Raw genomic sequence first — 15352 nt, 5'->3', positions numbered from 1 at the left:
GCCGCGCCCGCAGCTTCACGCCGCGCTACCCAGCATCCGCGCGCCTACCTCTTCGCGAGTGGCGGTACGCGGAAGCTCGATCCAGCGTCCCTCCACCATCACGGCGACCCGATCGGCAAGCGCGAGCACTTCGTCCAGGTCGGTGGAATGAAAGAGCACGCCGGCCCCTTCCTGCCGCGCCGCCCTGAGGATGCGCGCGTGCACTTCTGCCGTGGCGCGTACGTCCAGACCGCGCGTCGGGTTCTCCGCCACGAGGAGTGCCGGCCGGCGTGACAGTTCTCGGGCGAGCACTACCTTCTGCTGGTTCCCGCCCGAAAGCGTTCGCACCCGTCCACCCGCGAGGCCCTGGATGTCGAATGCCCCGATCGCCTCGTCGGCCGCCGCCAGGTCCCGCGCCCGGTCCACCCACCACCCGCCCGCTCCGCCCAGCGCCAGGTTCTCCGCCACGCTGAATTCGAGGATGAGCGCCTCTCCCTGCCTATCCTCCGGCACGAAACCGATGGTGCCGGAACCACCGATCGTCAGAGCGCCTTCGCGTGGCACGAGCCCCGCCACTGCCCGCATCAGCTCGCGCTGCCCGTTCCCCTCCACCGCCGCGATCCCGACGATCTCACCCCGCGCCACGCCGAACGAAACACCATCCACGACCCTACGCCCGCCCGAACTCCCAACGCAGAGATTTCTCACCTCCAGCGCCAACCCCTCCCCCCGCTCTCTCCCCTCACTCCCCTCACTCCCCTCTCTCACCTCTCTCACCTCTTTCATCGCCTCCTCCATCTCACGCTGCGCGGCACTCTCACCGATCATGGCGCGTGCCAGAGCTGCGGCGTCCCGACGGCCCGCCTCCTCTCCCGACACGACCGTCTCGCCGCGCCGAAGCACCGTCACCCGGTCGGCTATCGCCGCCACTTCGCGAAGCTTGTGAGTGATGAGCACAACGGCGACGCCGGAGTCAGCGAGGCGTCTCAGCGCGCCGAAGAGTTCCGCGATCTCACCCGGAGCGAGCGCGGCGGTGGGTTCGTCGAGGATGAGGACCCGCACCTCACGCGCGAGCGCCTTGACTATCTCGAGGCGCTGGCGAAGTCCGACCGGAAGATCGCCGGCGGTAGCGTCGGGGTCGATCGCGAGGCCCGTCGCCTGCGAGACCCGTCGCACCAAGGCGCTCGCCGCCTCGCGATCGTAACGCAGGCCGCGCCGGCCGAGCCAGACGTTCTCGGCTACCGTCATCGCCGGCACCTGGGTGAAGTGCTGGTGCACCATTCCCAGGCCGGCCGCCATCGCATCAGCGGGCGAACGGAACCGTGCCGCCCGGCCGGCGACTTCCACCGTCCCCGCGTCCGCCGGCACCAGCCCGAACAGGATGTGCATCAGCGTGCTCTTGCCCGCGCCGTTCTCTCCCAGCAGCGCGTGGATCTCGCCGGCAGCACCAGAAAAATCGGCCCCGCGCAACGCCTGCACGGAGCCGAACCGCCGCGAGATGCCGCGCATGCGCACGGCCTCCTCCCGCTCCGTCACGCTACAAGCCGGTCGGGTGATCGATGAAGGACCACGGCAGTTGGAAGCGCTCCGCGACGTGTTCCGCCAGCGCCTGGAGTCCGACCGTCTCGGTGGCGTAGTGTCCCGCGTACAGCGCGTTCAGGCCCAGCTCTTCCGCATCGAAGAAGGTCCAGTGCTGGCCTTCGCCGGTGATGAATGTGTCGAGCCCGGCCTCGTGCGCCTGACGGATCATCGAGCCCGCGCTTCCGGTGATGATGCCAACCCGGCGGACGCGCTCCGGACCGAACGGCATCAAGCGCGGCGCCGGGCCCAGCACCGTCGCGACTCGCTCGGCGAGCGCCTCACGCGGCAGGTCGAGCTCTCCCCACGCGCCGATCGGCGCGCCGCGGTAGTCGCCGAACCACCCACGAACCTCCATGCCGAGCTTTCGTGCCAGCACCGCGTTGTTGCCCACTTCGGGGTGCCGGTCGAGCGGGATGTGCGCCGAGTAGAGCGCGATGCCGTGGCGAACCAGCGCACCGACGCGGCGATAATGGCGCCCGACCAGTGGCTCGAGTCCTCCCCAATACAGGCCGTGATGGACGATGAGCAGATCCGCTCCGCGCTCGGCCGCCTGATCGATGGCCGCCTGGCATGCATCGACCGCAAACGCCAGGTGCTGCACCTGGCCGGCGTTCTCCACCTGCAAGCCGTTCAGCGCGTTCGCTTCGTCGGCTACTTCGCGCACCCGAAGGTAGCCGTCCAGGTATCCGGCAAGGTCTTCGAGTCTCATGTCAGCGCACGACCACCGGAACCGAATCCGGCACGAACTCGACCCGTGGGACGGCTAGCGTACCCGCCACGATCGAGTCGCGGGCTGCGGCGATGCGGGCGCGCAGCTCCGGCGTCACTCGGCCGCTCAGCGCGGGGTTTACCGCCAGGTCCACTACGCCATCCTTGATGCCGAAGTAGCGCACGCCGGGACGGAACCGCCCGTCCCGCACCTCGCGCGCCACCAGCAGGAGGGCTTGCGGCACGTCGAGCGTCGCCGAGGCGATTATCACGTCCGGCGCCACGTCATTCTGGTCCCGGTTGGCGCCGAGCGCCAGCACTCCCGGCGACTCGCGTGCCGCCTGGAAGATGCCGAAGGACGCCGCGTCGGCGTTGTGCAGGATGATGTCGGCGCCGCGGCGGATCTGCGCCAGCGCGTTCTCCTTGGCCGCCGCTACGTCCTCGAAGTTGCCGAGGTACGCCTGGAGGACCGTGACGGCGGGGCGCACGGCACGCGCCCCAGCGACGAACCCGAGGTAGGTGCCTTCGACCGGCGGGAGCTTGATCCCCCCTATGAACCCTAGCCGGCCGCTCCGCGTGAGCGATCCGGCAAGCATGCCGGCGAGGTACGTCCCCTCCTCGAGCCGGAACACCATAGGCGAGACGTTGGGTCGGACGGTCGAGCCGGACGTGGTGATGAAGATCGTGTTCGGGTAATCCGCACCGACCCGGGCAGCCGCGTCCTGGAACTCGAAGCCGTGACCGAACACCAGCCGATAACCGCGGGACGCATAGTCGCGGAACGCCTCGTCGAACTCAGCCGGAGTTTTCGTCTCCACATGGCTGATCTCCGCCCCCAGCGAGTCTCGGATGCGAACCAAGCCTTCGTAGGCGGCGGCGTTCCAGGCGGCGTCCGAAATGGGACCGGGGGTGAGGAGGGCGACCTTGAAGGAATCGCTACGCGTCTTGGAGCACCCTAGAACGAGCAGTGACACGACAGCGAACAGTGAACGACATGACACTATGTTGACTCGTTTGTCCACGAGTCAACATTCCATCATGGTGCTACACAAATAGTTAACAGACGAATGTTGGTCGCGTCGCGCACAATGTTGAACCTTCGGTTGATACGCTAGTGTCCTGTTCTTGGCAACGTGGCTCTTGGCGGTACCGCGACTCGCGCGACTGGCACCGAAGGCCTGCTAAGGCTGGGTTGTGGCACCGGTCGCGGCTCCACCCTGGCGCCGTTGGAGACCTTGAGTTCCAGCGCCGGCTGGTCGCCCATTCTGATCTGTCCGTTTAGGCTCCCGCCCTCCGCTACGGCGATCCTGCGGGTCGTGATGTCCCCGTTGACCGCGGCCCCCGATTGTATCTCCACCCGGTCCCCGGCCCGGACCGCTCCGTTCACGGTTCCGCCGATCACGGCTTCGCGCGTTTCGATGTCACCGTGCACCACCCCGCCCTTCGCCACGAGCACCTGGTGCTGGGCGTTGACGTGGCCGTCCACCGTCCCTTCCACCTTCACTACGCCGGCCGTCTCGATGTCGCCGCGCACCGTCATTCCGGCGCCGATGATGGACAGTCCGCCCGTGGTGCCCGGCCCTCTGTGGTCTACCATCGCTCCCGCGTCGGCTGCCGCTTTCGTCCCGAAGATTCCCATGGCTAGGTCCCTTCTCTCACCAATGTGAACGGATCCACCGATCGCCCGCTCCGGCGCACCTCGAAGTGCAGGTGGGGCGCCGTGGACCGCCCGCTGTTGCCGGAAAGTCCGATCACCTGCCCCGCGTTCACAGCGTCGCCTCGCGCGACGAGCACGCGGGAGAGGTGCCCGTACATCGTCTCGTAACCATCGGGATGGGTGATGAGGATGTACCGACCATAAGCTGCGTCGTTGCCGGTCTCCTTGGTGATTCCACCGCCCGAGGCACGAACCTCCGAACCCGCCGGCACGGCCAGGTCGACGCCACCATGCCCCTCGCTCGAATCACCGGCGGCAAGCCCCCTGGTCCGGTACGCCGGGACCGAAAGCGGCCAGCGTCGCGGCACCGACGGCCCCGGCGTCTCATTCGCGGCCGCGATGCTCGGCGCGCGCGCCATGATCGGCGGCGCCACGTAGAGCCTTTCCACTCTCGAGGCAGTCATCGCAACTCCGCCCGCGGCGTTCGGCGCGCCCGGTTCGGCACCCAGCATCCCGCGCAGCTGCGCGTAACGCGCCTCGGCCTCATCGAGCGCGTGCGCGAGTTCTCCAACGCGGCCGTTCTCACGGTTCAGCCGCGAGATCTCCCTCTGGAGGAACGGCGCCCGGCCGGCCGCGACGACGATCGGGCCATAGAACACGACCAGCGCCGTCAGCAACAGGACCGCACCAATGCCGCAAACCGCCGCGACCCGCACGACCGAGAACGGCACCCGATACTGGCGCGAATCGAGCGCGCCGTCCCGGTGCAGCATGATGGTCAATCCACGCCCGCGCATCAGCCGTCCCAGCGCCGGGCGAGGATCAACTCGAGCAGCCGGCCGAGGTCTTCATCCGAATAGAAACGGATGGCCAGGTGGCCCTTGGCCTTGCCGCTCAGCACGACGCGGACATCGGTGCCGAGCTTCTTGCGCAACGCCGCTTCGATCCGGCGTACCTCGGTCGGGACCTGCCGTCGAGCCTTCCTGCCGTCGCGGCTCTTGCGCGGGGTCGAATCGGTGCGCGACTGCCGCTCCATCTCGCGCACCGACCACCCGTGTGCCACGCACTCGCGCGCGAGTCGCGACATCTCGCGGTGGTCTTCGAGCGAGAGCAGGGCGCGCGCGTGGCCCGCGGTGAGCTCGCCGGCGTCGAGCAGTTGCTGCACGCTCTGCGGAAGCTTGAGCAGGCGGACGGCGTTCGCCACAGTGGACCGGTCACGCCCGACCGCCTGAGCGATCTCCCCGTGCGACAGGCTGAACTCGCGCGCGAGCCGCTGGTAGCCTTCCGCCTCGTCGATGGGGGAGAGGGAAGCGCGCTGCAGGTTCTCCACCAGCGCGAGCGTGAGCAGTGTCCGCTCGTCCACCTCACGCACGACCGCCGGGATCCGCTTCCACCCGAGCTCCCTGACCGCACGCCAACGCCGCTCGCCAATCACCAGCTCGTACCCGTCTCCGGTCTGGCGGACGACGATGGGCTGGATGAGACCGGTCGCGGCGATGGACTGCTTGAGCTCCTTGAGCGCCTCGGCGTCGAAGGCCCGGCGGGGCTGGAACCGATTGGGCTTGATCTCGCCCACGGAGAGTTGGCGCAGCGAGCCGTCGCGCTCCGCGTCCTCGACCGTCGAAACGCCGAGCAGGGCCTCGAGACCGCGACCCAGGCGACGCTTGTTGCCGGCCGTGCCGCTCACGGCATCGCCTCGATGGTCGGAAGCAGCGTAGCCTCGCGCGTCTCGGCCGGGGTCCGGTTGGCGGTACGGCGGATAAGTTCTTCTGCCACACTGAGATAGGTCTGAGCGCCTATCGACCCGATGTCGTACAGCAGAATGGGCTTTCCGAAGCTGGGGGCCTCGGCCAGGCGGACGTTCCGGGGGATGACGGTGTTGAACATGCGGACCCCGAAGTACTCCTTCGCCTCGTCGGCCACCTGCTTGGACAGGTTGAGCCGGGCGTCGTACATGGTCAGCAACACCCCGTCGATCGCGAGCCGTGGATTGAAGTTACGCTGCACGAGGCGCACAGTGTTGAGGAGCTGGGACAGCCCCTCCAGGGCGTAGTACTCGCATTGGATGGGGATGAGAACCGCATCCGCGGCGGACAGCATGTTCAGCGTGAGCATGCCGAGTGACGGCGGGCAATCGATGAGGATGTAGTCGTAGTTGGTGCGCACGCTTTCGAGGGCGCGGCGCATGATCGACTCCCGGTGGGAGCGTGAGACGAGTTCGACTTCGGCACCGACCAGGTCTCGGGAGGCGGGAGCCACGTCCAGGCGAGGGAAGTGGACCCCGCGCCGGATGACGTCGTTGAGGGGCCGGCCGTCGATCATGACTTCGTAAACGGTGAGCCTGAGGCCATCCCGCTCGAGCCCCACGCCGCTGGTCGCGTTGGCCTGGGGGTCGGCGTCCACGAGCAGCGTGCGCTTCTCCGCCGCGGCGAGCGAGGCGGCGAGGTTCACGGCCGACGTCGTTTTTCCGACGCCGCCTTTCTGGTTGGCAATGGCGATCACGCGGCCCATGGGGCGGAGAATCTATGGTGTTGCACGTGGAACAGATAGGGTGGGTGGAGAAGAAAACAGGGGAGTCAGGGGAGTCAGGGGAGGGGTTGCGCGGCGAAGCGGGTGTTGCACGTGAAACCCTTACCAGCCTCACTCCCCTTACTCCCCTTACTCCCCTTACTCGCCTTTTTTCGTGTCCATCAACTCTGCCTCGCCCAGCGCCACAACTCCTTCAGGCTGGGCCGTTTCCCATACATGAGTATCCCGATCCGGTAGACCCGGGCCGCGCCCCACACCACCGCGACGGCGGTGGCCGCCATAATAGCCAGGGACAAGGCGAGCTGGCGCAGCGGGACGTCCGACGTCGCCACCCGAACCGGCATGATGATGGGTGCGCTCAGCGGGACCAGCGAGGCCACCACCGCCAGCTGGCCGTCGGGATCGGTCATCGCCGCGAACGAGATGATGAGAGAAAAGACCAGGAGCATCATCACCGGCTGCTGGGCCTGCTGCGCCTCCGAGTCGGTGTTCACCGACGCCCCGACCACCGCAAACAGCGCCGAATAAAGGAGATAGCCGAGGAGGAAGTACACCCCGATCACCAGCAGAAGGCCGCCGCTCACCTCCGGCATCTGGACCGCGTTCGCCGCCTCCGCCGAGACGTGGAAGAAGCCAAGGATCTGCCGGCGGAAGTGCGCCATCAAGTAGCCGACCGCGCCCCAGATCGAGAACTGGAAGAGTCCCACACCCCCCACGCCGATCACCTTGCCGAGCATCAGCTCGAAGGGCCGGAGGCTCGAAACCAGAACCTCGATGATGCGGGTCTGCTTCTCCTCCAGCACGCTGCGCATCACCCCCATCCCGTAAATCAGGATGATCATGTAGAGGATGAGCCCCACGAAGTAGCCGAGGAAGAAGGTCACCTCACTCGACGCCCCGGTGGTGCCGCGCCGGCTGATCCGCAGCGTCTTGAAGTCCACCCGACCCTGGGCCTCCTGCACGATCGCCGGATCGATGCCGCGCCGGGTGAGCCGCTCCACCACCAACGTCTGCCGGATCACGCGTTCCAGGACGCTCATGTCCCGCAACGACGAGACGTTGCGGCCGCGGTACTCGGCCGTGCCCGCTTCCATCGTCGCCGCCGTGAGCGTCAGGAACCCGTCGAGCGCCTGGCGCCGCGCTTCCGCCGTCAGCGAGTCGGCCACCGCGGTGTACCGGTCCGCCTCGACCGGCAGGATGGTGACCAGGAACCGGCCGCTCGCCACCAGCTGCGTCCGCACCCGCTCCGCGAACGGCCCGCTCCCCTCATTGACGATCACGATGTCGTTCACTCGGCCCGTCTTGGTCGCCAGCAGACTGGGCAGCACAAACATCGCGATGATGAACACCGGCCCCAGGAGCGTCGAGATCAGGAACCACTTGTTGCGCACCTTCTCGACGAACTCGCGCCGGATCACCGCCCAGACCTTACGCATGGGCCGGCTCCTGCTGGGACTCAGCAGCGGCGTCGGGACCCGCCTTGTCGAGGAAGATGCGGTGCAGGGAAGGCTCGACCCGCTCGAACCGGCGCAGTCTCGCGCCCGAGCGCATCAGCTGCTCGAGCAGCGCCTGCGGGTCCACTCCGTCCCTGAGCGCCAGCTCCGCGTAGACGCCGTAGTCGTCCGCCTTCGCTACCAGACCACTGACGCCGGCCAGCGCCGCGGCGGTGTCGGCTCCGTCCTCGAAGGCCACCGCCACGTGCGTCCCGCCGTGCACGTGCTTCACCTCCGACAGCGTGCCGTCAAGCACCTTCCGCCCGCGCGCCACGATGCAGACGTGGTCGCAGATCTTCTCGGCCACGTCCATCTGGTGGGTCGAGAAGATGATCGTCGTCCCCTTTCGCGAGAGGTCCACGATGATCTCCTTGAGCACGTCCTGGTTGATCGGGTCGAGGCCCGAGAACGGCTCGTCGAGGATCAGGAGCTCCGGCTCGTGCAGCATCGTGGCGATGAACTGCACCTTCTGCTGCATGCCCTTGGACAACTCCTCCACCTTCCGCAGCCGCCACTCGCCGAGGCCCAGGCGGTCGAGCCACTCGTCGGCCTTGCGGCCGGCCGCCGCGCGCGCCACACCCTTAGCCTCCGCGAGGAAGACCAGCGTGTCGCGCACCTTCATCTTGCGGTACAGCCCGCGCTCCTCGGGCAGGTAGCCGATGCGCGCGCTGTGGTGCCGGCCGCCCAGATCGTCGCCGAAGAGCTTCACGGTCCCTTGGTCGGGGATCGTGATGTTCATCAGCATCCGGATGCTGGTGGTCTTCCCGGCGCCGTTGGGGCCCAGCAGGCCGTACACCGCGCCCTTCGGCACCCGCAGCGACAGGCTGGCCACGGCGACGAAGTCGCCGAAGCGCTTGGAGATGGCGTCGATCTCGACGATCAGGTCGTTGTTCATGATCCCAGGAGGTTGACGAGCGCGGAGCCGAAGGCCGGAGCGGCCTCGGGTCCGCGAGCGGTGACGATGATGCCTTCCACCACGACCGCCTCATCTACGAGGGTCGCGCCGCCGCGTTTCATTTCGATGATCGCGCGCGCATCGGGGAAGACCGTCGCGCGCTTGCCGGCCAGCACACCCGCCCGCGCGAGCACCGGGCAGGAGAGACAGATCGCCGCCACCGGCCGCCCGAGGGCATACATCTCCCGCGCGAGCCGAAGCGCGGGGTCGCTGTCCCACAGGTGCGACGGCGCGCCGGCGCCGCCCGCGAACACCAGCGCGTCGAAGTCCTTGGCGAGCACTTCGCTCAAGCTTGCCTCGGCGTTGACCCGAGCGCCAAGCATCCCGACCGCCACGCCACGCCTCGTGGACGCCACCAGCACACTGTGGCCGGCGCCCTCGAGCGCACGCTGGGGCTCGAGCAGCTCCTCGTCGCGGAAGCGTTCCGGGGCGATGATGTAAAGTACGCTGCGGTTTCGTGGCGCCATCGGCCCGAATACTACTCGGTCGTGACTGGCTCCGCAGAGGCGGTGATAGCGGCGTGAAGCGTGTGCCATGGAAGATTGGCACACTTGACCCGGGCAGGGAACTGCCGCACTCCGGCGAAGGCGGCGAGCTTGCCGAGCGCCTTCGGGTCTCCCGCCCCGGTCTCACCCATGACCATCGCGTGAAAGGCGTGGAAGAGCGCTTCGGCGTCGGCCGTGGTCTTGCCCTTGACCGCGCTCGTCATGAGCGAGGCTGAGGCCTGTGAGATCGCGCAGCCGGAGCCCTGGAAGCCGACGTCGGAGATCACCTCGCCGTCCAGATGCACGTAGAGGGTGATCTTGTCGCCACAGAGCGGGTTGTCTCCGTGAGCGGTGCGGTTGGCGTCGTCGAGATGCTTGAAGTTTCGCGGATTCCGGTTGTGGTCGATGATGATTTGCTGGTAGAGATCGGCGAGGTCGGCCATTCAGGCGAACACCTCGCGGACCTTCTTCACCGCCTCGACCAACCGGTCCACGTCATCGCGGTCGTTGTAGAAGGCGAACGACGCACGCGCCGTCGCCGGCACGCCGAAGAAGTCCATCACGGGCTGGGTGCAGTGATGGCCGGTCCGGATGGCGACGCCCTCCTGGTCCACGATCGTGCCGACGTCGTGCGCGTGAACGCCGTCCATCACGAAGGAGACGACGCTCGCCTTGTGTGGCGCGGTGCCGATCAACCGGAGCCCGGTGACCTGCGCCAGCGATCCCGTCGCATACGCCAGCAGATCCGCCTCGTGCGCGGCGAGCTGCTGCCAGTCGAGCGCGGCCAGATAGTCTATGGCGGCGCCGAGCCCGACCGCGCCCGCGATATGCGGCGTGCCCGCTTCGAACTTCGCCGGGAGCGGCGCGTAGGTCGTCTTCTCGAACGTGACCGAACGGATCATGTCGCCGCCGCCCTGGTACGGCGCCATGGAATCGAGCCGCTCGGCCTTGCCGTACAGCACCCCGATGCCGGTCGGCCCGAACATCTTGTGGCCGGACACCGTGTAGAAATCGCAGTCCAGGTCCTGCACGTCGATGGGCAGGTGCGGCGCCGCCTGTGCGCCGTCGACGAGCACGGGGATCCCGCGCGCGTGGGCGAGCGCCACGATCTCCTTCACCGGATTGATCGTGCCGAGCGAGTTCGAGACGTGCACCATGGCGACCAGCTTCGTCTTCGGGCCGAGGAGCTTCGGGACCTCGTCCACGCACAGCACGCCGCGCTGGTCCATCGGGATCACGCGGAGCCGGGCGCCGCGCTCCCCGCAGATCAGCTGCCACGGGACGATGTTGGAATGATGCTCCATCGCGGTGACGAGCACTTCGTCGCCCGCCGACAGGTTGGCGCGGCCGAAACTGCTCGCCACCAGGTTGATCGCTTCCGTGGTGCCGCGCACGAAGATGATCTCGCGCGCCTCGCGCGCGTTCACGAAGCGGCGCGCCTTCTCCCGCGCGCCCTCGTAGAGCGCCGTCGCGTGCTCGCTCAGCCAGTAGACGCCGCGGTGGACGTTGGCGTTCTCGGTCGCGTAGTAACGGGAGATCGCGTCGATCACCTGGCGCGGCTTCTGGCTGGTCGCCCCGTTGTCCACGTAGACGAGCGGCTTGCCGTGCACCCGCTCCTGGAGGATGGGAAAGTCCGTTCTCAGGAGCGCAAAGTCCGTTCGCTCCGGCCCGCCGGCCCGCTGGCCCGTGGCAGCTCGCTGGGCCGTCGTCACGCCGCCCGCCGCCCCCGGGCGCGGTTGAGCAGCCGCGCGCGCACCAGCCGCTCCAGCTGCACCCGGAGCGGCGCGATCTCCATTCTGTCCAGGATCTCCGCGCCGAAGCCGTAGGTGAGGAGACCCTGCGCTTCGTTAGGCGAAAGACCCCGGCTCTTGAGATAGAAAAGGGCTTTCTCGTCGATTGGTCCGAGCGTCGCGCCGTGAGTGCACTTCACATCGTCGGCGTAGATCTCCAGTTGCGGCTGGCTGTCGGCGCGCGCTTCCTCGGAGAGCACGAGGTTGTTGTTGGTCTGCTTCGAGTCGGTGCGCTGCGCGCCCTTGCGCACGATGATCCGGCCGTTGAATACCCCGCGGGACCGCCCGTCCAGCACGCCGTTGAAGTACTCGTGGCTCTCACAGTGCGGCTGGGCGTGGTCGATGGTGGTGTGGTGGTCCGCGTGTTGCCTGCCCTCGAGCAGGTACAGGCCGTTCAGAGTGCACTTGCCGCCGGGCCCGTCGAGCACGGTGCCGATGTCGTGACGCGAAAGAACCGCGCCCAGGACCACGGCGTGGACCGACAGCACGCTGTCCCGGCCCTGCCGCGTCTGGGTCGTGGCGACATGGTATGCCCGCTCGCTCTCGCGCTGCACCCGGTAACAATCGGCGCGCGCGCCGTCGCCGAGGACCACCTCCGTCACGGCGTTGGTCCAGTAGACGCCGTCGCCGTGTCCGGCATACGTCTCGACCACGGAGGCCCGCGCCATCCGCTCCACCACGATGAGGCTACGCGGGTGGGAGACCATCGGCTCCGCGCCCGGCATCGATAGGAAGAGGAGCTGCACCGGCTCTTCCATGACCGTGCCTTCCGGCAGGTAGACGAACGCTCCATCGTGCACGAACGCCGTGTTCAGCGCCGCGAACGCGTTATCGTCGAGGAGCGCCTGCCGCGCCAGATGCCGCTCCACCAACTCCGGCTCACGCTCAAGCGCGCCGACGAGGCTGCCGACCCGGGCGCCGGCCGGCAGGCCGGCCACCGACGACAGCGCCTCGACGAACCGCCCGTTGACGAAGACCGCGAGGTGCCGCCGCGCCTCGCACAGCTCGAGCCGCTCGAGCGACTTCCCAGCCGGCAACTCACCGGAGGCCTCGCTCGCGGGCGCGAACGCGGTCTCGGCGATCGGCTGCACGCTGGTGAAGCGCCATGCCTCGAGCTTCGTCGTCGGGAAGCCGAGTTCCGCGAAGCGCGCCAGTGCGCCAGCGCGCAGGACGCGTAGCCACTCGGGCGCGACCTTCCCGCCGTTCCTGGCGAACGCCTCGTGCTGCGCCATGAAGCGATCCAGGACCCGCGGAGCGTTCACGCCGCCACCGCCTCGTCCTTGAGCCAGTCGTAGCCCTTCGCCTCGAGCTCCTGCGCCAACTCCTTGCCGCCCGACTTCACGATCCGCCCGCCCGATAACACGTGAACGAAGTCCGGCGTGATGTAGTTGAGCAGCCGCTGGTAGTGCGTCACGATGATCGATGCGTTGTCGGGGCGGCGAAGCTTGTTCACCGCTTCGGCGACCGTCTTGAGCGCGTCGATGTCGAGGCCCGAGTCGGTCTCGTCCAGGATGGCGAGCCTGGGCTCCAGCACCGCCATCTGGAGGATCTCGTTGCGCTTCTTCTCGCCGCCCGAGAAGCCGTCGTTGACCGGCCGGTTCATGAGGCTGTCGTCCCACCCGATCACCTTGAGCTTCTCATCGAGAATCCCGAGGAAGTCGAGCGGGTCGAGCTCCTCCTGGCCGCGGTACTTCCGGGTCGCGTTGAGCGCCGAGCGCAGGAAGTAGGCGTTGGTGATGCCGCGGATCTCGACCGGGTACTGGAACGCCAGGAACACGCCTTCGCGGGCGCGCTCCTCGGGAGCCATCTCCAGGAGGTCCTTTCCTTCATAGAGGACCGTGCCCTCGGTGACCACATACGCCGGGTGCCCTGCCAGCAGCTGCGCCAGCGTGCTCTTCCCCGAGCCGTTAGGGCCCATGATGGCGTGAACCTCGCCCGCGTTGACCGAGAGGTCGATCCCGCGCAGGATCTCGCTGCCCTGGACCGAGGCGTGCAAGTTCGTTACTTGCAGCACGTTATCCTACACTCCCTTCGAGGCTGATCCCGAGGAGGTTCTGCGCCTCGACAGCGAACTCCATCGGCAGCTCCTTGAAGACTTCCTTGCAGAAGCCGTTGACGATCATGGACACCGCGTCCTCGGCGGAGAGGCCGCGCTGCTTGCAGTAGAAGATCTGGTCTTCGCCGATCTTGGAGGTGGACGCCTCGTGCTCCATGATCGCGGTGCTGTTCCGGACATCGATGTACGGGAAGGTATGCGCCCCGCACTGGTCCCCGATCAGCATGGAATCGCACTGGGAGTAGTTCCGGGCCCCGGTGGCGCCCTTCATGATCTTCACCAGGCCGCGGTACGTGTTCTGGCCCTTCCCGGCGGAGATCCCCTTCGACACGATGGTGCTCTTCGTGTTCTTGCCGATGTGGATCATCTTGGTGCCGGTGTCCGCCTGCTGGCGGTTGTTGGTCACCGCCACCGAGTAGAACTCGCCGACCGAGCCATCGCCCTGAAGGATGCAACCCGGGTATTTCCAGGTGATCGCGGAGCCCGTCTCGACCTGCGTCCACGAGATCTTCGAGTTGACGCCGGCGCATTTGCCGCGCTTGGTGACGAAGTTGAAGATGCCGCCTTTGCCGTTCTCATCCCCGGGGTACCAGTTCTGCACCGTCGAGTACTTGATCTGGGCGTTGTCGAACGCGATCAACTCGACCACGGCGGCGTGGAGCTGGTTCTCGTCGCGCACCGGCGCGGAGCAGCCCTCCAGATAGCTGACATACGCTCCTTCTTCCGCGATGATGAGCGTGCGCTCGAACTGTCCCGACGACGCGGCATTGATGCGGAAGTAGGTCGAGAGCTCGAGCGGGCAGCGGACGCCCTTCGGGATATAGGCGAAGGAGCCGTCGCTGAATACCGCCGCGTTCAGCGCCGCGAAGTAGTTGTCGGTGTAGGGCACCACCGTCCCGAGGTACTTCTCGACCAGCTCCGGATGGTCGCGCACCGCGTCGGAGAAGGCGCCGAAGATGACGCCCGCCTTGGCGAGCTCCCCCTTGAACGTGGTAGCGACTGAAACGCTGTCGAACACGGCGTCCACCGCGACGCCCGCGAGGCGCTTCTGCTCCGAGATCGGGATGCCGAGCTTGTCGAACGTCTCGAGGAGCTTCGGGTCCACCTCTTCGAGGCTTCCGAGCTTCTTCTCCTGCTTCGGCGCCGAGAAATACACGATCGACTGGTAGTCAATGGGCAGATAGTGGACGTTCGCCCAGGTCGGCTCCTTCATCGTCAGCCAGTGGCGGTAACCCTTGAGTCGCCATTCCAGCATGAACTCGGGCTCGCGCTTCTTGGCCGAGATGAGTCGGACGATGTCCTCGTTGAGGCCCGGCGGTATGACTTCCGCACCGATGTCGGTCACGAAGCCGTACTTGTAGGGCTGGAGGACCTGGGCTTCGATCATCGTGCTCATGGCTGCCTCTGGTCCGGCGCTGCCGTCTTGCGGGGCGTGGGGACTACGACGGGTGAAGCCGCGCCGAAGCTGATCGCGTACTCGCACGCGTTGCAGCCGTTGACGATGTGAGCCCGCCGCTCCACCTCGGCGCCCAGGACGTCCTTGAGGAACTGCTCTTCGGCCGCGCAGACCTCCGGGAACCGTTGAACGACCGCGCGCAGCGCGCAGTTGTGCTCCGCGAACTGGAAGGCGCCGTCAGTTTCGCTCCAGTCCGCCATGTAGCCCGCTTCGGTCATGATGCGGGCGACGACGTCCAGGCGGCGCTCATGCGGCGCCACCGCCAGCTCGCTCTGTAGCTTGCGCGTGAGCTGCGCGTAGCGCTCCTCGAAGAGCCGCACCACCGCGCCGCGCCCGTCTCGCTCGGCCACCTGCTCCAGGAGTTCGGTCAGCGCGTCGCGGTAGCCGTTGGGGAAGAGGGCTTCGCCCTCATCGGTGAGGCGGTAGGCGAAGGCGGGGGCGCCGAGGCCGTGCTGTTCACGCCCGAAGTGAACGAGGCCAGCCAGCTCGAGTTCCTTCAGGTGCCGCCTGATGGCATTGGCGGACACCCCAAAAACTGAGCTAAGCTGCTTAGCTGTAACAGGTTGAGACTTCTTGACCTCGAGGAGGATCTGCCCTCTGAGGCCCCGATATCCGGGTAGGGAAGCGTCGCCGTTAGCCATAGGTCCCCCAACTTCGTCAATA

The 15352-nt window shown here is 67.3% G+C and carries 16 protein-coding genes; all 16 read right to left on the bottom strand.

What is annotated here, in order from left to right; genetic code table 11:
- Positions 1–15 precede the first annotated feature (15 nt).
- Positions 16–1515 carry an ATP-binding cassette domain-containing protein gene (locus Q8Q85_16855; protein ID MDP3775931.1) on the bottom strand — a complete coding sequence of 500 codons (1500 nt, stop codon included), beginning with the start codon at positions 1513–1515 and terminating at the stop codon, positions 16–18.
- A 1-nt stretch (position 1516) separates the two neighbouring features.
- Entirely contained in the window at positions 1517–2269 is a 753-nt protein-coding gene (locus Q8Q85_16850; protein MDP3775930.1) for a Nif3-like dinuclear metal center hexameric protein, read from the bottom strand.
- 1 nt (position 2270) lies between these two features.
- Complete coding sequence (locus Q8Q85_16845) at positions 2271–3242, bottom strand: BMP family protein (protein ID MDP3775929.1); 972 nt, start codon at positions 3240–3242, stop codon at positions 2271–2273.
- Positions 3243–3379: 137 nt separating this feature from the next.
- Positions 3380–3865: a polymer-forming cytoskeletal protein gene (locus Q8Q85_16840; GenBank protein MDP3775928.1), complete on the bottom strand. Its 486-nt coding sequence runs from the start codon at positions 3863–3865 to the stop codon at positions 3380–3382.
- A gap of 44 nt (positions 3866–3909) precedes the next feature.
- Positions 3910–4698, bottom strand: a complete 789-nt coding sequence (locus Q8Q85_16835; GenBank protein MDP3775927.1) for a M23 family metallopeptidase — start codon at positions 4696–4698, stop codon at positions 3910–3912.
- A 23-nt stretch (positions 4699–4721) separates the two neighbouring features.
- Positions 4722–5612 (bottom strand): ParB/RepB/Spo0J family partition protein, encoded by an 891-nt coding sequence (locus tag Q8Q85_16830; protein MDP3775926.1) that lies wholly within the window; start codon positions 5610–5612, stop codon positions 4722–4724.
- A complete protein-coding gene (locus Q8Q85_16825) occupies positions 5609–6436 on the bottom strand; it encodes an AAA family ATPase (GenBank protein MDP3775925.1) in 828 nt (275 codons plus the stop codon). Before Q8Q85_16825 ends, Q8Q85_16830 begins: the two co-directional genes overlap by 4 nt.
- Positions 6437–6615: 179 nt before the next feature.
- Positions 6616–7890, bottom strand: a complete 1275-nt coding sequence (locus Q8Q85_16820; GenBank protein MDP3775924.1) for an ABC transporter permease — start codon at positions 7888–7890, stop codon at positions 6616–6618.
- Complete coding sequence (locus Q8Q85_16815; GenBank protein ID MDP3775923.1) at positions 7883–8842, bottom strand: ATP-binding cassette domain-containing protein; 960 nt, start codon at positions 8840–8842, stop codon at positions 7883–7885. Before Q8Q85_16815 ends, Q8Q85_16820 begins: the two co-directional genes overlap by 8 nt.
- A complete protein-coding gene (locus Q8Q85_16810; GenBank protein ID MDP3775922.1) occupies positions 8839–9369 on the bottom strand; it encodes a DJ-1/PfpI/YhbO family deglycase/protease in 531 nt (176 codons plus the stop codon). Before Q8Q85_16810 ends, Q8Q85_16815 begins: the two co-directional genes overlap by 4 nt.
- A gap of 11 nt (positions 9370–9380) precedes the next feature.
- Positions 9381–9830 (bottom strand): SUF system NifU family Fe-S cluster assembly protein, encoded by a 450-nt coding sequence (locus tag Q8Q85_16805; GenBank protein MDP3775921.1) that lies wholly within the window; start codon positions 9828–9830, stop codon positions 9381–9383.
- The gene (locus Q8Q85_16800) at positions 9831–11030 is read right to left on the bottom strand and encodes a cysteine desulfurase (GenBank protein ID MDP3775920.1); all 1200 of its coding nucleotides are present in this window, start codon (positions 11028–11030) and stop codon (positions 9831–9833) included. It abuts the gene before it with no gap.
- A 65-nt stretch (positions 11031–11095) separates the two neighbouring features.
- Entirely contained in the window at positions 11096–12439 is a 1344-nt protein-coding gene (gene sufD / locus Q8Q85_16795) for a Fe-S cluster assembly protein SufD (protein MDP3775919.1), read from the bottom strand.
- Entirely contained in the window at positions 12436–13191 is a 756-nt protein-coding gene (sufC, locus tag Q8Q85_16790; GenBank protein MDP3775918.1) for a Fe-S cluster assembly ATPase SufC, read from the bottom strand. The genes sufD and sufC overlap by 4 nt, the downstream gene beginning before the upstream one ends.
- Before the next feature lies 1 nt (position 13192).
- Positions 13193–14629 carry a Fe-S cluster assembly protein SufB gene (gene sufB / locus Q8Q85_16785; GenBank protein ID MDP3775917.1) on the bottom strand — a complete coding sequence of 479 codons (1437 nt, stop codon included), beginning with the start codon at positions 14627–14629 and terminating at the stop codon, positions 13193–13195.
- Positions 14626–15330: an HTH domain-containing protein gene (locus tag Q8Q85_16780; GenBank protein ID MDP3775916.1), complete on the bottom strand. Its 705-nt coding sequence runs from the start codon at positions 15328–15330 to the stop codon at positions 14626–14628. Before Q8Q85_16780 ends, sufB begins: the two co-directional genes overlap by 4 nt.
- Between the last annotated feature and the right edge of the window lie 22 nt (positions 15331–15352).

It is taken from the genome of Gemmatimonadales bacterium (assembly GCA_030697825.1).
In the GTDB taxonomy this organism is placed as follows: domain Bacteria; phylum Gemmatimonadota; class Gemmatimonadetes; order Gemmatimonadales; family JACORV01; genus JACORV01.
This window is presented reverse-complemented; position numbering and strand designations above follow the sequence as displayed.